This window comes from Acidovorax radicis (genome assembly GCF_020510705.1).
GTDB lineage: Bacteria > Pseudomonadota > Gammaproteobacteria > Burkholderiales > Burkholderiaceae_C > Acidovorax > Acidovorax radicis_A.
The window spans coordinates 4834761-4853797 of the sequence record NZ_CP075184.1; the positions used below are offsets into that span (position 1 = coordinate 4834761).

The following is a 19037-nucleotide window of genomic DNA, read 5'->3' on the forward strand; positions in this document are numbered from 1 at the left end:
CCGATGCCCCGGGTCATAATTCCTGCCACATTCAATCCCAACATGATCGATCCCACTACGCACCCCTCACGCCTGCTCAAAACAATGGCAGGTCTTGCGCGGTGGTTGCTGGGGTTGCTGCTGGCTTTCTGGCTGCTGCTGACCATCGCGTGGGGCGGACTTCATGGCTGGATTGTGCCGCGAATCGGTGATTTCCGCCCGCAACTGGAGGCCCATGCCACACGGGCTCTGGGGGTTCCCGTGAAGATCGGCGCCATTGCCGCGCATACCGAAGGCCTGATCCCCTCGATCGAGCTGTCGGACGTTGCGCTGCTCGACGCAACCGGTCGCACCGCGTTGCACCTGCCCCGGGTGGTGGTGGCTCTGTCGCCGCGCTCACTGCTCAACGGAGGGTTCGAGCAACTCTACATTGAAGGGCCTGACCTTGATATCAGGCGCACCGCAGACGGGCGTATCTATGTGGCGGGCCTTGCGTTTGCGCAGACCGAAGGCGACAGCAGCGCTGCGGCGGACTGGCTTTTCTCGCAAGGCGAGGTGTTCATCCGCGGCGGCACCGTCCGGTGGACGGACGAGCAACGCGGCGCCCCCGAGCTGGCCCTGCAGAAGGTAGACCTTGTGCTGCGAAACGGCAATTGGCACCACCATATGCGGCTTGATGCCACCCCTCCTGCGGCCTGGGGCGACCGGTTCACCGTGGTGGGCCTGTTCCGTGCCCCCCTGCTTCGTGCGCGGGACGGCAACTGGAAGCACTGGAATGGCCAGGTCTTCGCCGACTTTTCGCGCGTGGATGTCTCGCAGCTGCGCCACCATGCCGACGTGGGCATTGAGGTGACACAGGGCCATGGCGCACTGCGCGCCTGGGCCGATGTGCGCAGCGGCGAAGTAGTTGGCGGCACGGCAGATCTGGCGCTTGCCGAGGTGAACACCACCCTGGGCGCGGGCTTGCAAGCGCTGACGCTGCGCTCCATCGAAGGGCGCCTGGGCGCGCGGCGACTGAGCGGCGGCTTCGAGTTCTCTACCCAGGGCTTGCAGTTCCAGACCGATGATGGTCTGACCTGGCCCGGCGGCAACCTGCGGCTGGTGCATAGCGCGGCGACGGGCAAGGCCCCCGAGCAGGGAGAGTTTCGCGCAGACCGGCTGGACCTGGCCGCACTCGCTCAAATTGCAAGCCGTCTGCCGCTCGGGCCCACCGTCCACACGGCCCTGCAGACCTACACCCCCCAAGGGCTGGTGGACGAGATACAGGCTACCTGGCGAGGCCCCCTTGATCGCCTTGTGCAATACCAGGTCAAAAGCAAGATACGCGACCTTGCACTGGCGGGCGAGATCACCGATGCGACAGCCGCTCACCTGGGGCTGCGCGGGGCCAGCGTAGACATCGACATGACACAGGGCGGTGGGAAGGCCACGGTGGCGATCAGCGCTGGCGCGCTCTTCCTGCCCGGCGTTTTTGACGACCCGGTGCTGCCACTTGACCGGCTCAGCGCCGATGTGCGCTGGCAGATCGACGGCGACCGCATCGCGGTGCAAACCGGTGATGTGTTGTTTGCCAACGCAGATGCTCAAGGGCAGGCACGTGCCAGCTGGCACACCAGCGATGCGGCCAAAGTGCCCCACCAATCGCGGTTCCCGGGGGTGCTGGATTTAACGGGCCACCTGAGCCGCGCCGATGGCACGCGGGTGCACCGCTACCTGCCTCTGACGATTCCGGAGGACTCACGCCACTATGTGCGCGACGCCGTGGTGGCGGGCACCGCCAGCAATGTGCAGTTCCAGGTCAAGGGTGATCTGCACAACCTGCCGTTCAACGACCCCAAGCTGGGTGAGTTCCGCATCGCCGCGCGCGTCAAGGATGTGACCTATGCCTACGTGCCGCCCAGCCTGCAGCCCGCGGGGGCCCTGCCATGGCCGGCCCTGACGGAACTGGGCGGCGAATTGATCTTCGAACGGTCGTCCATGCAGGTGCGCGGCGCCAGCGGCGGGTTTGCGGGAAGCAAGAGCCTTCGGGTGTCCAAGGTGGAAGCAAAGATTCCCGACCTCGCCCATACCGTGGTGGGCGTGACGGCCGATGCGCGCGGGCCGCTGACCGAGCTGCTGGCCTTGATGGCCACCTCTCCGCTCGGGGGCATGACCAGCAACGCACTGGGCCAGGCCACAGGCACCGGCAATGCCGACGTCCAGCTGCGCCTGAGCCTGCCCATCAGCGATATCAACAAATCCAAGGTGCAAGGCAACGTCACCCTGGCAGGCAACGAGCTGCGCATCACCCCGGACACCCCCACGCTCAGCCGTGTGCGCGGCGCCGTGCAATTCAGCGACACGGGGTTCACGCTCAACAACGTGCAGGCGCAGGCGCTGGGTGGGGCGGTCAAGCTGGACGGCGGCATGCGGGCACTGGCCCCCAATACCCCGGCAACCGAGTCGGCCATTCAGGTGCGCGCGCAGGGCACGGCCACCGCCGAAGGCCTGCAACAAACGCCGCAGCTGGGCATGGTTTCGCAGCTGGCAAGCCGCGCAACGGGCAGCACCGCTTACACCCTGAATCTGGCATTTCGCGGCGGGGTGCCCGAATTGCAGGTCGCAACCACCTTGCAAGGACTGGCGTTGGCACTGCCAGCGCCGCTGGGCAAACCGGCGGATGCCACGCTGCCGATACGCTTTGAAAACCAGGTGACGCGCGAGTCTCTCGCTGGTCTGGCCAGTGCTGCGGGCAGTGCAGGTGCCTCGGCCTTGCGCGATCAGGCCACGCTGGATATGGGCGAACTGGGTTTTGCGACGTATGCGCGCGCACTGGACGGGCCCCAGCCGCGGGTACTCAGGGGCGCCATTGGCATCGGGCTGGCAAGTGGCGAGTCGGCTCCGATGCCTGCACAGGGCGTGGCTGCCAACATCAACCAGAACAAGGTCGACGTCGATGCCTGGGAGGATGTTCTGGCGCAGGCCACAGGCACGCCGCCAGCGCCCCCACGCAAGACACCGGGGCCTGCCGCGTCCACAACCATAGCCCCGGCGACGCTGGACTACCTGCCCAGCACGTTGGCATTGCGCGCCCGAGAGATCACATTGCAAGGCCGCACGCTGCACAACGTCGTCGCCGGCGTGTTGCGCGACGGCACCACGTGGCGCGCCAACCTGGATGCCGCGGAGCTCAATGGTTACCTGGAATACCGCCAGCCCGGCGCGCAGGATTTCACCAACGGCCGCATTTTTGCGCGCTTGTCGCGCATGAAGATGCCCGAGAGCGAGGTCACCCAGGTCGAGGAGATGCTCAACGAACAGCCGGGCAATCTGCCAGAGCTTGATGTGGTGATTGACGACTTCGAGTTGCGCGGAAAGCGGCTCGGACGCCTCGAAATGGAGGCCCAGAACCGCGGCGGCGACGGCGCACTCAGTGAATGGCGCCTGAGCAAATTCAACATCCTCGCCCCCGAGGCGAGTTTCACCGCCAGCGGCAACTGGGCACTGCTGAATGCGGCCGGTGCAGGCCCCAAGCCGACCGCGCGGCGCACCGTGCTCAACTTCAAACTCGACATTCGCGACTCGGGTGACATGCTGAGTCGCCTGGGCATGCCCAGCGTGGTCAAGCGTGGCAAAGGGCGCATGGAAGGCCAGATCGCCTGGCTGGGGGCACCGTTCAGCCCCGATTACCTCACCATGACCGGGCAGGTCAACCTGAATGTCGAGTCGGGCCAGTTTCTCAAGGCCGACGCGGGCCTGGCCAAGCTCCTGGGGGTTTTGAGCCTGCAATCGCTGCCCCGCCGCCTCACGCTGGACTTTCGCGACGTGTTCAGCGAAGGCTTTGCTTTTGACTTCGTGCGTGGCGACATGCGCATCAACCAGGGGGTGGCCACCACCAACAACCTGCAAATGAAGGGCATCAACGCCGCCGTACTGATGGAAGGCAGCGCCAACATCGACCACGAGACACAGGATCTGCGGGTGGTGGTGGTGCCCGAGATCAATGCCATGACCGCGTCGCTGGTGGCCACCGCCATCAACCCCGTGGTGGGCCTGGGCAGCTTCCTCGCGCAGGTTTTCCTGCGTGGCCCCCTCATTGAGGCGGCCACGCAAGAGTTCCATATCGACGGCACCTGGGCCGATCCCCGCGTTGTGCGGGTGCCCCGCCGTGGCCGGGAGGCGGGGTCGGCCACCGATGACGCCTCCTCCGTCAGCCCCCCCAAAGCTGGAGACACGCCATGAAAGTTGCCGCCATACAGATGGTGTCCGGCACACAGCGCGACGACAACCTGCGTGCCGCCCGCATCCTGCTTGAGCAGGCGGCACGCAGCGGCGCCGAACTGGCCGTTCTGCCCGAATATTTCTGCATGATGGGCCACAGGGATACCGACAAGCTGGCCTGGCGCGAGCCCGAAGGCGATGGCGTGATCCAGCGTTTCCTGGCCGATGCCGCACGGTCACTACAGATCTGGATCGTGGGCGGCACCCTGCCGATGCAAACCACGGCGCCAGACCGCGTGCGCAACACCACGCTGGTGTTCGACCCCGCAGGCACCTGCGTTGCACGCTACGACAAGATCCACCTTTTTTGTTTCGACAATGGCCAGGAGAGCTACCACGAAGGCCGGATCATCGAAGCTGGCCACCTTCCCGTGCAGTTTGACCTGACGGCCCGCGATGGCCACCGGTGGCGCGTGGGGCTGAGCGTGTGCTACGACCTGCGGTTCCCCGAGCTCTACCGGGCACACGCCCGCGCGGGTGCAGACCTGCTGCTCGTTCCGAGCGCTTTCACACACACCACCGGCGAAGCCCACTGGGAAGTGCTGTTGCGCGCCCGGGCGGTGGAAAACCTGGCCTATGTGCTGGCACCCGCACAAGGCGGCCACCACGAAAATGGGCGCCGCACCTGGGGCCACAGCATGCTCGTCGACCCGTGGGGCACGGTGCTGGCGCAGCAGGGCGAAGGTGCCGGGGTGGTGACCGGTGATCTCAGTGCCGAGCACTTGCGCAACGTGCGCACGCAATTGCCCGCCCTGGCGCACCGCGTGTTGTGACCACCGCACGCCCCAAACGCCCCCTGCTGCAGCGCTGGCGCGGTGCATGGCGACGTTGGTCGCTCTGGACCGCGCTGGTGCTCTTGGTGGTGTCCATGCTCACCACCCTGGTCTGGCTGGCGGGGCGGTATGAAACCAGCCAGGTGCAATCGCGCCTGGAGCGCGACACGGTCGATGCCGTCTCCGACATTCGCACCGCACTCACTCACAACCTGCAAACCCTGCAAGCACTTCCCACCGACAGCCCGGGTCAGCTGGCATGGGAGATCGAGGCCGCCGAACTGCTCAAAAACCGCCGCGAGCTGGTGCGCATCGAACTTCGCGAGCCGAATCTGAAGACCCGCACCCACGCGCAGTCTCCGTATCGGCCCGTGGCGTGGGACATGCGGTGGCGCAACAGCGGCCATTCGGAGCTCACCATCGCCTGCGCCAACGCACGCCGCCTGAGCAGCCCGGCGTATTCGAGCAGCTACTTTCAGCCCCATGGAGACGGCCTCGGCTCGGAGATGATGGAGCTGTGTGTGCCCCTGGCCGCTGGTGGCCGCACCACCGGGTTTCTGGTGGCCACCTACTCCTTGCAGGACATGCTCATCAACCTGGTGGCACACAACCTCACCCGCAGCCAGGAGGCTTCGTTCACCGAGGCCGATGGCACGCGCCTGGCCGTGTTGGGGGCAGCGCGCAGGGGCACACGTGTGTTCACGGCGCAGCACCTGTTGAATCTGCCGGGCAGCACCTTGGTGCTGCGCATGGACGGATGGCACAGCGCGCCCAACCTGTTCCCCAACGTGCTCACGGCCCTGGTCACGGCCATGTCGATCGCCCTCGTGACCGTGGTGGTGGTGCTGGTGCGCGACAACCGCCGCCGCCTGCGCGCTGAACGCGACCTGGCCGATGCGCTGGCGTTCCGCAAGGCCATGGAAGACTCACTGGTCACGGGCCTGCGCGCCCGCGACCTGCAGGGGCGCATCACCTACGTGAACCCGGCTTTTTGTGCCATGGTGGGCTTTAGTGCCCCGGAGCTGCTGGGTCAGAGCGTGTCGGCGCCCTATTGGCCGCCCGAGCTGGTGGACGAATACCGCGAGCGCCAGCAGGTGCGGCTGTCGGGCCAGCTGGTGCCTCCGCGCGAAGGGTTCGAGTCAATTTTCATGCGCAAGGACGGTACGCGGTTTCCGGTACTCATCATCGAGGCACCGCTCATCAATGCACAGGGCCTGCACACCGGCTGGATGAGCGCGTTTCTGGACATCAGCGAGCAGCGGCGGGTGGAGGAAATCTCACGCGCCTCGCAAGAGCGCCTGCAGGCCACGGCACGGCTGGCCACAGTGGGCGAGATGGCGTCGCTGCTCAGCCATGAACTGAACCAGCCCCTGGCAGCGATCTCCAGCTACGCCAACGGCTCGCTGAACCTGCTGGAACACGCCGAGGCCGATGGGGCCAAGGGGATCGCCGAGCCCGAAGCCCTGCAGGACGTGCGCATGGCCATGCAGCAGATCGCCCGGCAGGCCGAGCGCGCCGGGCGCGTGATCAAAAGCGTGCATGATTTTGTGCGCCGACGTGACCGTGTCCGTGAGTCCGTGCAAGCGCAGCAGTTGCTCGACGCCATCTTGCCGCTCATCAAGCTTCAGGCCCGCAAGCTGGGCGTGCGCGTGCTCACCAGCGTCGAGCCCGGCCTGGCCCCGGTGTTGTGCGATCGCACCATGGTCGAGCAGGTGTTGCTGAACCTCGCTCGCAACGCCATGCAAGCCATGGACGACCCGAGCGTGCGCTCGCGGGTGCTGGATATCCGGGTACGGCGCGCCGCGTCCAACCAACAAAGTGGCTGGATCGAGTTCACAGTGACCGACATGGGCACCGGCATCGCCCCCGAGGTCGCAGAAAAGCTGTTCACACCCTTTTTCACCACCCGCACCGAGGGCATGGGCCTGGGGTTGAGCATGTGCCGCACGGTCATTGAGCAGCACGGCGGCTTCCTGGGCTACGCGCCCAACGTGCCGCGTGGTACGGTATTGACCTTCACGCTGCCCGTGTCCCTCCCTGATTCCGAACCCTGATGGAACCTGTACCCAACGCCACCGTGTTCATCGTCGACGACGACGCCAGCGTGCGCGAGGCGCTCGCGTGGTTGCTGCGCTCGCGCCGCCTGCCCAGCGAGTCTTTTGAAAGCGCCGAGGCGTTTGATGCCATGCTGCAACACCGCCCCGCACAACGCCAGCCCTGTTGCCTGCTGTTGGACGTGCGCATGCCGGGCATGAACGGACTGGCCTTGTTCGACCTGCTGGCTGCCCGTGGAGACCTGGCCACCATGCCGGTGATCTTTCTCACCGGTCATGCCGACGTGCCCACGGCCGTCGACACCGTCAAGCGCGGGGCTTTTGATTTTTGCGAAAAACCGTTCTCCGACAATGCACTGGTGGACCGCATCGAACAAGCGCTGGCGTTGTCGGCCCAACACCTGTCTGAACTGCGCGAGCGCAGCGACGTGCAGGTCCGCCTGGGTGAACTCACCGAGCGTGAGCGCGATGTGATGGATCTGGTGGTGGCGGGCTTGCCGAACAAACTGATTGCGGATCAGCTGGACATCAGCGTGCGCACCGTGGAGGTACACCGCTCCCGGGTGTTCGACAAGATGCAGGTCAAGTCCGCCGTGGAACTGGCCAACCTGCTGCGCACCGGGCATTGAAGCGTCGAGCTGGCGAATGAATGCGCCCGCCGTCCGCCCAGCCTACAGGCCCGGAGTGTGACAACCCTGTTGCGCCACCCCCGGGCCAACGCGGCTTAACGAGGGCGTTCGCCCACAAAGATCTCGACGCGGCGATTGCGTGCGCGGCCTTCGCTGGTGTCGTTGGAGGCAATGGGATAACGCTCGCCCATGCCTTCAATCATGATGCGGCGGCTGTCCACGCCGCGCGCTGCCAGGTAGCTGCGGGTGCTGGCGGCACGGTCCATCGACAACGGGTTGTTGATGGCTTCGCTGCCGGTGCTGTCGGTGTGGCCCACGATGCGCACGTCGGTGTTCGGGTTGTTGCGCAAGCTCGTGGCAAACTGGTCAAGCACCGGTGCAAAGTTGGGCTGAATGTCCGAACGTCCCACGGCAAACGAAATGTCGCTCGGGATGTTCAGCATGAGCTGGTTGTCTGCCGTCTGGGACACGGCAATGCCGGTGCCGCGCGTGGCTTGCTCCATGTCGCGCTTTTGGCGCTCCATGTTTTGTGACCAGATATAGGTGCCCAAGGCACCCACACCGGCACCCAGCACCGCCCCCGTGCCGGCGTGGCCTCCGGTGGCCGAACCGATCACCGCACCCGCCAAGGCTCCGACGCCTGCCCCTGTGGCGGTGCGCCGCTGGGTATCGTCCATGCTGGCGCAGCCGGTGGCCAGAACCACGACGGCGGTCAGGCCGAGAAGAATGTGTTTGCGCATGTGTGTGCTCCTTGAAAAATCAGTGGCGCTGGGCAGGTGGAGCCAAGGCCACCCCCGGCGCAGACGCGATGCGGTGCGGTGCATACCGCCTTGGCCGAACCCTGCCCCGCCCCCCAGTGGTGTCCATCGTGGCACAGCCCAGCCCCGCCGTCACCAGCGCGATCGCCTGCGCCTTTGTAGGACAACGCCGCATATGCCGACACGGCCGACACGGACCACACGAAAAGGTGAAAGTCACGGCGCTGGCGGGGGTTGCCCATCATCACCTCCCGGTGGGGGCTTGAGCTCTCCGCGCTTGCGGCCCGCAAACATGGTCCACCACACGATGGCCACGAGCACCACCAGCGCCAGCAGCGCTTCAAGCAAAATCAGCCCCATGAAATTGACACTCCTGCGCCTTGTATCGACGGCGCTGATTGTAGGAACGCTGGCCGCCTGCTCCACCGCCCCCGCCCCAAGCCCCTCGCGGCCCGGTGCCATTGCCGCGCCGTTTCCCTCCAGTGCGGCCCCGCTCCCGGGCGACTCGGGCCCCTTGCCCTCGCCCATGGCGCAGGCCAAAAGCCGGTGGATTCCCGTGCGCTGGGCAGAGTTGCCTGGTTTCACCGACGACGCGCTGTATGAAGCCTGGAATGCCTGGATCAAAAGCTGCGAACGCCCCCAGCCGCCCTTCACGGCGCTGTGCAGCGAGGTCCGCCAGCTGAGCATCGCCACCACCGACGAGCAGCGCGCATGGTTGATCGCCCGGTTTCAGCCCTACCGCATCGAGGGCATGGATGGCAACTCCGAAGGCCTGCTGACCGCCTACTACGAACCCATGATGGATGCGGCCCGCCAGCCGGGCAACGGCTACACGGTGCCGATCTACCGCACGCCCGCCAGCTTTGGCAGCCGCAGGCCCTGGTACACGCGCCAGCAGATCGACACCCTGCCTGAGGCGCAGGCCGCGCTGCAGGGCCGTGCCATTGCGTGGCTGCGCGACCCCATCGAATCCATGGTGCTGCACATCCAGGGCTCGGGCCGACTGCGCATTGCCGAGGCCGATGGCTCCGTGTCGGTGGTGCGTGTGGCCTATGCCGGCACCAACGACCAGCCCTACCAAAGCGTGGGCCGCTGGCTGCTCGACCAAGGCGCCACACGCGACGCCACCTGGCCGGGCATCCGCGCCTGGCTGGCGAACAACCCGCAGCGCACCAACGAGCTGCTGTGGAGCAACCCGCGCTATGTGTTCTTTCGCGAAGAGGCCCTGAGCCCGCTCGACGCCGGTTTTGGCCCCCGGGGCGCCCAGGGCGTGCCACTGACCCCCGGCCGCTCGATTGCGGTAGACCGCCAGAGCATTCCGTATGGCACGCCGGTGTGGCTGGCTTCTTCCGGCCCCCAGGTACAGCTCAACCGGTTGGTGATGGCCCAAGACACGGGCAGCGCGATTTTGGGTGCCGTGCGGGCTGACTTTTTCACAGGCTGGGGGCCCGAGGCCGGCGACATTGCAGGGCGGCTCAAGCAGAACCTGCGGCTGTGGGCGTTGTGGCCGAAGTGAGGGTTTGAAGTGTTTTTGCCTGATTAGCGACATACCTCAGATTGCGCAGAACAAAGCCCAGCCAGAGGACTCCAACGGACATGCCGAGTTCTCGGCGCCAAGGAGCAAGCGATGTCCATCAACACCATCCAGTTCCAGCGCGGGCTGTCGCTGCCACAATTTCAGTCTCAGTACGGCAGCGATCAGCAGTGCGAGCAGGCCCTGGTGGCCGCCCGCTGGCCCGATGGCTGGCAGTGCGCGCATTGCGGCTGCAAGCGCTTTTTTCACCCCCGCAATGGCACGGGCCGTCTGCTGTGGGAGTGCTTGCTTTGTGGCTACCAAAGCTCATCCATCGTGGGCACTGTGATGGAACACACCCATGTGCCCCTAAAGCTGTGGTTTCTTGCCATGTACCTGCTGACGCAGAACAAGAACGCCATCAGCGCCCTGGCGCTCAAGCGCCAGTTGGGCGTGTCCTACAAAACGGCATGGCTGATGAAGCACAAACTGATGCAGGCCATGGCCCAGCGCGATGCGCGCTACCTGCTGCAAGGGCGGGTGGAGATTGACGATGCCTACCTTGGGGGCGAGCGGGCAGGCCACATCAACGGCGGGCGCCGCGCAGCCAACAAGACGGCCTTCGTCGCCGCAGTGCAGACCAGCGTCGATGGCCGGCCCCTGTACATGCACTTGACGCCTGTGCAGGACTTTACCAACCAGCACATGCGGCAATGGGCACAGGGCCACCTGGCGGCGGGCTGCCACGTGGTCAGCGACGGCACGCGTGCCTTTGCGCAGGTGCAGCAGGCGCAGGCCACGCATGAGCGCCACGTGACTGGAGGTGGGCGCCAGGGGGCGCAGACACCTCAGCTGCGTTGGGTGAACACCTTGCTGGGCAACCTCAAGACCAGCATGGCAGGAACCTATCACTCGTTTGACCACACCAGGTATGCCCAGCGCTACTTGGCCGAGTTCTGCTGGCGATTCAACCGCCGCTTTGATCTGCCTGCCATGCTGCCCAGACTGTTGAAGGCCTTGGTGACTACTGGCCCACTGCCTTTGAAGCTGCTGCAGGTATCTGAGGTAAGTAGCTAATCAGGTAAAAGTGGCTGCTAGCGCTTATCTATCAAGCGCTAGCAGCTATCTATTTAATAGCAAACTGCCGCTCCACACTGCAACCGCCGCGCCACCTCGGTGTCCAGCGATCCCATGAAGGCCTCCACGGCGCGTGTGTAGTCGCTGTCCAGGCCGAGCTGGGCGTTGATTTCACCATGGTCCAGGTCCTGCGGCAGCACCTCGGCGCGGCCGCCCTGGTTGCGTACGTGGCGGGCCATGGCGTCGGCCTGGGTGCAGGGCTGGTCGGCCCGCTCGGTGGAGCACACCATCTGCATGGGTGGCGCGCCCACCGTCCACTGGTGCAAGGGCGACAGCGCCAGCCAGTAGGCGGGGTCGCTGCCAAAGGCATCGTCGTACAGCGGCATGTGCGGTGCGCGCATAGTGGCGGGGACATTCATCACGGCACTGTCGAGCGACACCGTGCCCAGCCAAGGCCAGGCCCCTTCGCGTAGGGCCTGCGGCGCGCGGGCGTTGAGCAGGGCCACCAGATGAGCCCCGGCCGAGTGGCCCATGAGGATGAAGCGGTTCGGGTCCCCACCCCAGGTGGACACGCGCTGCTGTGCGGCCATGAGGGCGGTTAGCACATCGCGCTCCTGCTGCGCCACGGGGGCATCCGGCAAGAGCCGATAGTTGATGGAGATGAAGATGAAGCCCTTGGGCACCCAGCGGCTCACCTTCTCCTGCACCACGCGGCCCACGGCCTTGTCGCCGATGCGCCAGGCGCCGCCGTGCACCATGAAGATGACCGGCGCCCGCACAGCGCTGGCCACCAGGCTGTTGGTGCCCGTGCCAGCGCCCGTGGGGCTGGTGGGCACGTACACGTCCATGCGCTGCGCCGGGTCCATGCCGTAGGGCACGTCGGCAATGCGCTGCACGCCTGCGGACAGCGCGGCCGGTGCGGCGGCGGCCTGCCTTTGCGCGATGAGGGCCCGCAGGCGGCCGCCGCTCTGCGCGGTAGTCTGGGCCTGCACGCTGGCAGTGGCCAGCGTGAGTGCGGCGAGGGTGGTCAAGGTGAGGATGCGGCGCAGGGACATGGCAAGGCTCCTGGAATGGGGAGGAGGGAAGTCAGAGGAAGTCATTGGGGTGGGTACCTTTGAACCTGAAATATCCGTTCGGGCTGAGCCCGTCGAAGTCTTGTGCGGCGCCTTCGACAGGCTCAGCGTGAGCGGTTCAAGTGCGTGAACTCAAGGCCGGGTGGGGCAGGCCATGGCGGTGCCGCTCGCGTCGTAGCAGGTGGCGCTGCGGCTCAAGCCGCTGTCCTTGCTGTAGCTGCTTTGCGCCTGCACGCTGTTGCCAGGGGCCGCGCTGGTGGCGGTGGTGCTGCGGGCCTGCGTCACGGTGCCGTCGGCGTTGCGGGTCGCTGCGCCGCTGCTTTGCAGGTTGCCCTGGGCGTTCTGGGCCGACACCGTGCCGGTGCGGCTGGCGCTGCCGTCCGCGTTGCGCGTGGTGCTGCCCTGGCGCACGGCCATGCCGCCCTGTGCCCCTACGGCGACACCGCGGCTCGTCACGCTGGCATTGCCCTGCCCATCGGTAGTGGCGGTGCGGCCACGCAGCACCGCACCGTTGGCGCCGCTGCGGGCCACGCCGGTGTGGGCCGTGGTGCTGCCATCGGCGTTGTGCTCCACACTGCGGCGGGTGCGGGCGTTGGCGTCTGCCGGGGCGGCCAACGCCATCAAGGCGGCCAGCAGCACGGCCGTGAGGGCCGAGAACATAAAAACGCCCACAGCCAGCGCAGGGCGTTGCAACAGGTCGTGCACGGTGGGGCGGTTCAGGGGGGTCATGGGGCAGCTCCTTGGTAAGGCGTTGAACAGGTACCGACTTTGGCGAGCAGGTGTGAGCCAGTGATGGCAAACGCGCGCGCAGGTATGACAAACCATGACAAACGCCTGCGGCCACGTCACGCCTTGTCATGACCGGAGGCGCATGCGCGCGGCAACCGCCTACCATTGGCAAACGCTGCCGCCCTTGCCAACATGCCCCTTTGGTACCCATGACCGACACCCTGGCCAAGATCCTGGTCGCCGATGACGAGCCCGACCTGCGCGCGCTGCTGCAGCGCTACCTGAGCGACCAGGGCTACACCGTGCGCACGGTCGATGGCGCAGGCCCGCTCGATGTGCTGCTGCAGCGCGAGCGCTTTGATGTGCTGGTGCTCGACGTGATGATGCCGGGCGAGGACGGCCTGGCCATCTGCCGCCGCCTGCGTGCGCAGGGCGAAACCATTCCCATCCTGATGCTCACGGCCAGGGGCGACCCGGTGGACCGCATCGTGGGCCTGGAGATGGGCGCGGACGACTACCTGCCCAAGCCCTTCAACCCGCGCGAGCTGCTGGCCCGCATCCAGGCCATGGTGCGCCGCCAGCGCCTGCTGGGCGCACACACCGGGCCGCGCCAGGCGGGCGGGCGCATTGCGTTTGGTGCCTTCACGCTGTGGCTGGATGAGCGTCGGCTGGAGCGCAACGACGGACACGGTGCGCAGGACGTGCCCCTGACCACCGGCGAGTTCGCGTTGCTGCAGACGCTGGCCCAGCAGCCACACCGACCGCTCGGGCGCGACCGGCTCATCGCGCTGGCCTATGGCCCCGACCACACCGCCACCGACCGCAGCATCGACGTGCAGGTGATGCGCCTGCGCAAGCTCATCGAGGCCGACCCGGCCCAGCCGCGCCATATCCGCACCGTGTGGGGTGTGGGCTATGTGTTTGTGCCCGATGGCGCAGCGCCGGGCGGCGGAGGCAAGCCATGACACCCTCCGCCACGCCCACCCGCCAACGGAGCTGGTGGCCGCGCAGCCTGCTCGGGCGCAACCTGCTGCTGATGGCGGCGCTCATCGTGCTGGGCCAGCTGTGCGCGGCCGTGCTGGTGCGGCACATGATCTTGAAGCCCCGCGTGGCGCAGGTGGCCGATGGCGTGGCGCGCAATGTGGCCGCCATCCGTGCGGGGCTGCAGGCGCTGCCGCCCGGGCAGCGGCAAGCGTTTGTGCAGGCCTTCAACGACCAGGCCGCGCAAACACAGGCATCCGCACTGACGGCTGCGCCGGGCAGTTGGCGCGCCGTGCTCTCGCCCATGGAACGGCAGTTTGTGCGCGCCGTGACGCAGCGGCTGGACGAGGCACAGGGCACGCCTCCCTCAGGCGAGCCGGTCTGGCGGCGCGACAGCAGCGGCGTGCTGTCGCTGCGCGTGGTGCATGAGGGCGCGCAGGGGCCGGAAACCTACTGGCTCAACCTGCCCAGTGTGTTCCCCACGCGCGAGTTCACCGGCGCCTGGCTGGCCGCCACGCTGGCCAGCATGCTGCTGGCGCTGCTGGGCGCGTGGTGGCTGCAGCGCCACATCAACCGCCCGCTGGCCCAGGTGGTGACAGCGGCCCGGCAACTGGCGCAGGGCCAGGCGCCTGCCCCGCTGCCCGAGGACGGTCCCGAAGAAATCGCTACCGTGGGCCGCAGCTTCAACCACATGGCGCACAGCCTGGCCGCTGCCGACCAGGAGCGCGCGTTGATGCTGGCCGGTGTGTCGCACGACCTGCGCACGCCACTGACCAAGCTGCGCCTCTCGGTAGAGATTGCCGGGCCGCAGATCGAGCCCGAACTGGCCACGGGCATGGTGCGCAGCATGGACGAGATGGAGGCCATCCTCGGCCAGTTCTTGCACTTTGCGCGCATGCAGGAGGCCGAGCCCCCGCAGCCCGCCGCGCTGGACGACCTGGCCCAGGCCATCGCCCAGGCGCAGGCCGACCATGGCCGCAGCGTGGCGCTGGAGCTAGGCGCACCGCCGCCCACCCCCGTGCAGGCCCAGGCCCTGCGCCGCGCGGTGGACAACCTGGTAGAGAACGCCTGGCGCCACGGCGCAGCGCCCGTGGTGCTGCGCACGGGCAGTGCGGTAGATGAAGTCTGGATAGAAGTGCAGGACCACGGCCCCGGCCTGCCCGCTGCCGAGCTGGAGCGCGTGCGCCAGCCCTTTGCGCGCGGCGAGGCTGCCCGCAGCGGCCGCCCCGGCGCCGGGCTGGGCCTGGCCATTGCCGACCGCGTGGCCCGTGCCCACAACGGGCGGCTGGAGCTGCAAAGCGCCCCAGGCCAGGGGCTGCGGGCGCGGCTGGTGCTGCCAGCGGTAGACCCGGCTACCCGTTCGGGCTGAGCCTGTCGAAGCCTGGGCAAGGAATTTGATAAAAAATGCCTCTAGGGAAGCTCTTCACGAATCGGTTCTGGCTATGTCACAGCGATGCCTGAACTAAAACAGCACTCGCTTTGAGTAATGAGGCGTGCGCAGCGCACCCAGCAGGCGTTTGGCGAGGGCCATTGCCCCTATATCGGAGGCTTTACGCCCCCTGCACGCGCACCTGCCCCATGCAGGCCAGCAACTTGTGCCTTGCCATCCACAGATTGCCCAGCGCAAACAGCGTGACGATCTGCGCCGTGTTCTTCATGAGCCCCCGGTAGCGCACCTTCACGTACCCGAACTGCTGCTTGAGCACCCGAAACGGGTGCTCCACCTTGGCCCGGATGCTGGCCTTGGTGCGTTCAAGTTGGTCGATCAGCGCATCCACAGGCTTGTTTTTGTCCAAAGCCCGGCGCAACCCCGGGCGCATGGCTACATGCCAGCGCACGTTCTTGTTGGCATCGGGCCGCTTGTCCACTCCTTGGTAGCCCGCATCGCCAAAGGCATCCGTTTCTTGCCCGTGCAGCAGGCTGTTGGCTTCTATCACGTCGTTCACATTGCCACTGGTGCCGCGCACGCTGTGCACCAGGCCTGAATCCGCATCCACGCCAATGTGAGCCTTCATGCCAAAGTACCACTCGTTGCCCTTCTTGCTTTGATGCATCTCGGGGTCTCGTGCCTTGCCTTCATTCTTGGTGGACGTCGGCGCCGCAATCAGCGTGGCATCCACCACCGTGCCTGCTTTGAGTTGCAGCCCTTTGGCTTGCAGCAGGGCATTGACCGTAGCGAGGATCTGATCGGCCAGTTTGTGGCGCTCCAGCAGATGCCGAAAACGCAGGATGCTCGATTCACTGGGAATGTGTTCGTCCCAGTGAGACAGGCCGGCAAAGTCCCGAAAGGCTGGCACGTCGTGCAGTGCCTCTTCCATGGCTGGGTCGCTAAGCTTGAACCACTGCTGCATGAAATGGATACGCAGCAGGGTCTGCACCGCAAAGGGCTGCTGGCCCCGGCGTCCGATCTCTGGGGCGTAGGGCTCAATGAGCGAGACCAACTCGGCCCAGGGCACCACCAACTCCATCGCATCAAGGAACTCGCGCTTGCGTGTGCGCTTGGTGGTATTGCTCAGGCCCAGGCTGCTTTGCTTCATGGCCTTATTGTCTCGGCTTCAAGCCTTCGTAAGCACATTACGCAGGGATTTGTGCAGAGGGTCCCTAGCGCTTTATGAACAGGCGCAAGCAGCTACACAAAATATAGCAATTATTGCGATTTACCCCACGCTCAAAAGAACCTATCTGGGGTCAAGGCCCTGCACCATAATCGTTTTTCAGCCCCATCACACCGCTCCTTCCCCCTATGCCGAACTACCCGATCATCAGCATTCCGCTTGAAGCGCGGGAAGACACGGAACAACTGGGAAGCAAACCCAAGTTTTGGGTGCTGCTGGATGGGCAGCGGTGGCTTTTCAAAGAGGCCCGTCCCAACACTGGTGAAGACTGGGCAGAAAAGGCGGCTGCAGAGATTGCACATGCACTCCACATCAACGCAGCCAAGGTCGAACTGGCCGAATACAACGGCAAGGTGGGCTGTATCTCCTGCAATTTTGTGGATGTGGACGCAGGCGAGGCGCTGGTGCACGGCAATGAAATCATGGCCTGGAGCGTCACCGGCTACGACAAGGAAAAAATCTTCCGGCAGGCAGACCACACGCTGGAGAACATCCAGCTGGCCATTCGTGCACTGGCTGGGTTTGCAGACACCGATGCCGTACTCACCGAGCTTGCTGGCTACATGGTGCTCGATGCGCTCATTGGCAATACCGACCGCCACCACGAAAACTGGGGCTTGCGCGCGCACAGCCCGGTGGTGCACCAAACCCGCGTGCTCAGTGCGGCCCCCAGCTTTGACCATGCATCATCGCTGGGCAGAGAGTTGCTGGACGCCAAGCGAGCCGAGCTACTGAAAAACCAGCAAGTGGCGCGCTACATCAGCAAGGGCCGAGGGGGCATCTTTCGCGACCCCGATCAGCCCCACGGCGAAAACCCCCTGCGGTTGGTGCAAGTAGCAGCACGGGCGTATCCTTCGTACTTCAGTTCCGCCATTGCGCGGGTGGCTGCGTTGGATGTTCAGATGCTGCACCGCATATTTCAACGCCTGCCGGCTGAACGCGCTTCAGACACCGCCAAGCGGTTCGCAGAAGCCATGGTGCTGGATGCGCGCACCACGTTGTTAGATTTGTTGAAGTGAATGAGTACCCCGACATGAGCACCCTCTTCGTAGCATGGCAAGCGCCCGGCCCATCGAGAGCCTGGTTCCCCATTGGCCGCCTGGATGCTTCGGTGGAACACCACGACTACGTGTTTCAGTACACCCGTGGTGCACTGCAGGCGCAAGAGCGTGCAGGCTTCTCCCCCTTGCTGGCATTCCCAGAGTTTGAGCGGCGCTACGAAGCCAGCGAATTGTTCCCGCTGTTCAAAAACCGGATTCTGGAGCCCAACCGCAAAGACTTTGCCGAGTATCTGGGCTGGCTGAACCTGGACCCTGCCCATGCAGACCCTATTGAAATCCTCAGCCTCACGGGCGGCGAACGTCAGACAGACAGCCTGGAAGTGTTTCCGCAAATTCGCAAGATGGCCGATGGCACGGTGACCTTCCGCTTCTTTTTGCATGGACTGCGGCATGTTTTGCCTGCCGCGCAAGCCCGGGCGAACGCCCTGGAAGAAGGCGACACGCTGCAAGTCGCTATAGAGGTCAACAACCCCGCCACGGGCTACGCCGTGCAACTGCAAACACGAGACGGGCACCTGCTTGGCTGGGCACCGCGCTACTTGGTCAGCGACCTGCGCGCCGCACTGCTGGAGCACGCCACCATCACGGCCACGGTGCGCCGCATCAACCGCATGGGCGCACCTTTTGCTCGCCGGGTCATGGTGGAGCTACAAGGCGGCGTGCCAGCCAACTTTGAGCCCATGACCTCCGAGGAATACCGCGTACTGGCGGCAGCCTGAACGATTGATTCCGGGGTGCGTCCAGAAAGAAATGCCCATCCATTCGGGTTGGATGTGAATGCACTCAACACGAACCAGAGTAGGCCAATCCCTCGTCTACCCGCACCAGCCCAGCACATCACCCCGGCCCCAGGCTGAACCCGCCCGCCTTGCGCAGGGCCGTGTAGCTCTCGGTGTAGCTGCGCTTGTAGTTGGGGCCCAGCCAGATGGGCTCTTGAATCAACCCGTCGCACACCCAGCGGCCATTCAACGGCACCAACGCGGCCTGCATGACCAGGCCGCTGCCCATGACGTAGCCCTCGCCCGCGTCGATGGTGCGCAGCGGCTGCGTGAGGCCCAGCACGCCATAGGCGCGGGTGGCGTCTTCGTCCAGCAGCACCGAATAACCCCGCGTGTCCTTCAGGTGCACCCAGCGGCCAAACTGGCTTTGGGCAATGGCGTCCAACATCTCGGCGTCGGCCTCGGGGTGTTTTTGGCGGTAGTGGGTCAGCAGCGTGCGGTCGGCCACAAAGCGGTCGCGGCCCTTGGCCAGCACTTGCATTACGGTCAGGCCCTTGGTTTCTTTGGGCTGCAGCAGGCTGTTTAAAAAATGCATGTAGGCAGCAATAAAGCGCTGCGCGGTGGGTTCGTCAATCACCATGGCTATCTCTTCGGGGCTTATCTGTTCAGGGCCTTTGGGACCGGGCGTCTTTGAACTTCCACCCACCGTTCGGGCTGACCTGTCGAAGCCTTGCGCGGCGCATCGACAAGCGCGAATGGCTTCAAGTGGGTTGGTGCCGACTTCATATTTTGCGTGTCTACACACCCAGCACATGC

General features: G+C 65.6%; 16 protein-coding genes. 10 read left to right on the plus strand and 6 right to left on the minus strand.

Annotated features, from left to right (window positions below; translation table 11 throughout):
* Positions 1 to 42: 42 nt before the first annotated feature.
* From KI609_RS22190 to KI609_RS22205, 4 genes are read left to right on the plus strand one after another with little or no spacing between them, the layout of a single operon-like run.
* Positions 43 to 4200, plus strand: a complete 4158-nt coding sequence (locus KI609_RS22190) for a YhdP family protein (protein ID WP_226445684.1) — start codon at positions 43 to 45, stop codon at positions 4198 to 4200.
* The gene (locus KI609_RS22195) at positions 4197 to 5012 is read left to right on the plus strand and encodes a carbon-nitrogen hydrolase family protein (RefSeq protein ID WP_226445685.1); all 816 of its coding nucleotides are present in this window, start codon (positions 4197 to 4199) and stop codon (positions 5010 to 5012) included. Before KI609_RS22190 ends, KI609_RS22195 begins: the two co-directional genes overlap by 4 nt.
* On the plus strand, positions 5009 to 7066 hold the full coding sequence (locus KI609_RS22200; protein WP_226445686.1) for a two-component system sensor histidine kinase NtrB: 2058 nt from the start codon (positions 5009 to 5011) through the stop codon (positions 7064 to 7066). The genes KI609_RS22195 and KI609_RS22200 overlap by 4 nt, the downstream gene beginning before the upstream one ends.
* Complete coding sequence (locus KI609_RS22205) at positions 7066 to 7695, plus strand: response regulator transcription factor (protein WP_226445687.1); 630 nt, start codon at positions 7066 to 7068, stop codon at positions 7693 to 7695. Before KI609_RS22200 ends, KI609_RS22205 begins: the two co-directional genes overlap by 1 nt.
* 95 nt (positions 7696 to 7790) lie before the next feature.
* Here KI609_RS22205 and KI609_RS22210 read toward each other — a convergent pair whose 3' ends face one another.
* Together KI609_RS22210 and KI609_RS22215 are read right to left on the minus strand one after the other, a co-directional pair.
* The gene (locus KI609_RS22210; protein ID WP_226445688.1) at positions 7791 to 8435 is read right to left on the minus strand and encodes an OmpA family protein; all 645 of its coding nucleotides are present in this window, start codon (positions 8433 to 8435) and stop codon (positions 7791 to 7793) included.
* Positions 8436 to 8669: 234 nt separating this feature from the next.
* Positions 8670 to 8813, minus strand: coding sequence for a hypothetical protein (locus KI609_RS22215; RefSeq protein WP_226445689.1), 144 nt, complete (start codon positions 8811 to 8813; stop codon positions 8670 to 8672).
* Between KI609_RS22215 and KI609_RS22220 the strand changes: the two genes are divergently transcribed.
* Complete coding sequence (locus tag KI609_RS22220; RefSeq protein WP_226445690.1) at positions 8746 to 9969, plus strand: murein transglycosylase A; 1224 nt, start codon at positions 8746 to 8748, stop codon at positions 9967 to 9969. The genes KI609_RS22215 and KI609_RS22220 overlap by 68 nt on opposite strands.
* A 111-nt stretch (positions 9970 to 10080) precedes the next feature.
* Positions 10081 to 11043: an IS1595 family transposase gene (locus tag KI609_RS22225; protein ID WP_226444542.1), complete on the plus strand. Its 963-nt coding sequence runs from the start codon at positions 10081 to 10083 to the stop codon at positions 11041 to 11043.
* A 53-nt stretch (positions 11044 to 11096) separates the two neighbouring features.
* Here the strand turns inward: KI609_RS22225 and KI609_RS22230 are convergent, their stop codons facing one another.
* Positions 11097 to 12098: an alpha/beta hydrolase gene (locus KI609_RS22230; RefSeq protein WP_226445691.1), complete on the minus strand. Its 1002-nt coding sequence runs from the start codon at positions 12096 to 12098 to the stop codon at positions 11097 to 11099.
* Positions 12099 to 12248: 150 nt separating this feature from the next.
* Positions 12249 to 12845 carry a hypothetical protein gene (locus KI609_RS22235; RefSeq protein ID WP_226445692.1) on the minus strand — a complete coding sequence of 199 codons (597 nt, stop codon included), beginning with the start codon at positions 12843 to 12845 and terminating at the stop codon, positions 12249 to 12251.
* A gap of 209 nt (positions 12846 to 13054) precedes the next feature.
* Between KI609_RS22235 and ompR the strand changes: the two genes are divergently transcribed.
* Together ompR and KI609_RS22245 are read left to right on the plus strand one after the other, a co-directional pair.
* Positions 13055 to 13810, plus strand: coding sequence for a two-component system response regulator OmpR (ompR, locus tag KI609_RS22240; protein WP_226445693.1), 756 nt, complete (start codon positions 13055 to 13057; stop codon positions 13808 to 13810).
* The gene (locus tag KI609_RS22245; RefSeq protein WP_226445694.1) at positions 13807 to 15195 is read left to right on the plus strand and encodes an ATP-binding protein; all 1389 of its coding nucleotides are present in this window, start codon (positions 13807 to 13809) and stop codon (positions 15193 to 15195) included. The genes ompR and KI609_RS22245 overlap by 4 nt, the downstream gene beginning before the upstream one ends.
* Before the next feature lie 181 nt (positions 15196 to 15376).
* Here the strand turns inward: KI609_RS22245 and KI609_RS22250 are convergent, their stop codons facing one another.
* Entirely contained in the window at positions 15377 to 16363 is a 987-nt protein-coding gene (locus KI609_RS22250; protein ID WP_226443853.1) for an IS5 family transposase, read from the minus strand.
* 206 nt (positions 16364 to 16569) lie between these two features.
* On the opposite strand from KI609_RS22250, the gene KI609_RS22255 reads away from it, so the two are divergent.
* A complete protein-coding gene (locus KI609_RS22255; protein WP_226445695.1) occupies positions 16570 to 17460 on the plus strand; it encodes a HipA domain-containing protein in 891 nt (296 codons plus the stop codon).
* Positions 17461 to 17474: 14 nt separating this feature from the next.
* The gene (locus KI609_RS22260; protein ID WP_226445696.1) at positions 17475 to 18221 is read left to right on the plus strand and encodes an HIRAN domain-containing protein; all 747 of its coding nucleotides are present in this window, start codon (positions 17475 to 17477) and stop codon (positions 18219 to 18221) included.
* 118 nt (positions 18222 to 18339) lie between these two features.
* Here the strand turns inward: KI609_RS22260 and KI609_RS22265 are convergent, their stop codons facing one another.
* Entirely contained in the window at positions 18340 to 18861 is a 522-nt protein-coding gene (locus KI609_RS22265) for a hypothetical protein (RefSeq protein WP_226445697.1), read from the minus strand.
* Positions 18862 to 19037 lie beyond the last annotated feature (176 nt).

Coding starts and splice junctions, on each gene's coding strand:
- KI609_RS22190 (WP_226445684.1), top strand. CDS start 43: ATGATCGATCCCACTACGCACCCCTCACGCCTGCTCAAAACAATGGCA.
- KI609_RS22195 (WP_226445685.1), top strand. CDS start 4,197: ATGAAAGTTGCCGCCATACAGATGGTGTCCGGCACACAGCGCGACGAC.
- KI609_RS22205 (WP_226445687.1), top strand. CDS start 7,066: ATGGAACCTGTACCCAACGCCACCGTGTTCATCGTCGACGACGACGCC.
- KI609_RS22210 (WP_226445688.1), bottom strand. CDS start 8,435: ATGCGCAAACACATTCTTCTCGGCCTGACCGCCGTCGTGGTTCTGGCC.
- KI609_RS22220 (WP_226445690.1), top strand. CDS start 8,746: ATGGTCCACCACACGATGGCCACGAGCACCACCAGCGCCAGCAGCGCT.
- KI609_RS22215 (WP_226445689.1), bottom strand. CDS start 8,813: ATGGGGCTGATTTTGCTTGAAGCGCTGCTGGCGCTGGTGGTGCTCGTG.
- KI609_RS22225 (WP_226444542.1), top strand. CDS start 10,081: ATGTCCATCAACACCATCCAGTTCCAGCGCGGGCTGTCGCTGCCACAA.
- KI609_RS22230 (WP_226445691.1), bottom strand. CDS start 12,098: ATGTCCCTGCGCCGCATCCTCACCTTGACCACCCTCGCCGCACTCACG.
- KI609_RS22235 (WP_226445692.1), bottom strand. CDS start 12,845: ATGACCCCCCTGAACCGCCCCACCGTGCACGACCTGTTGCAACGCCCT.
- ompR (WP_226445693.1), top strand. CDS start 13,055: ATGACCGACACCCTGGCCAAGATCCTGGTCGCCGATGACGAGCCCGAC.
- KI609_RS22245 (WP_226445694.1), top strand. CDS start 13,807: ATGACACCCTCCGCCACGCCCACCCGCCAACGGAGCTGGTGGCCGCGC.
- KI609_RS22250 (WP_226443853.1), bottom strand. CDS start 16,363: ATGAAGCAAAGCAGCCTGGGCCTGAGCAATACCACCAAGCGCACACGC.
- KI609_RS22255 (WP_226445695.1), top strand. CDS start 16,570: ATGCCGAACTACCCGATCATCAGCATTCCGCTTGAAGCGCGGGAAGAC.
- KI609_RS22260 (WP_226445696.1), top strand. CDS start 17,475: ATGAGCACCCTCTTCGTAGCATGGCAAGCGCCCGGCCCATCGAGAGCC.
- KI609_RS22265 (WP_226445697.1), bottom strand. CDS start 18,861: ATGGTGATTGACGAACCCACCGCGCAGCGCTTTATTGCTGCCTACATG.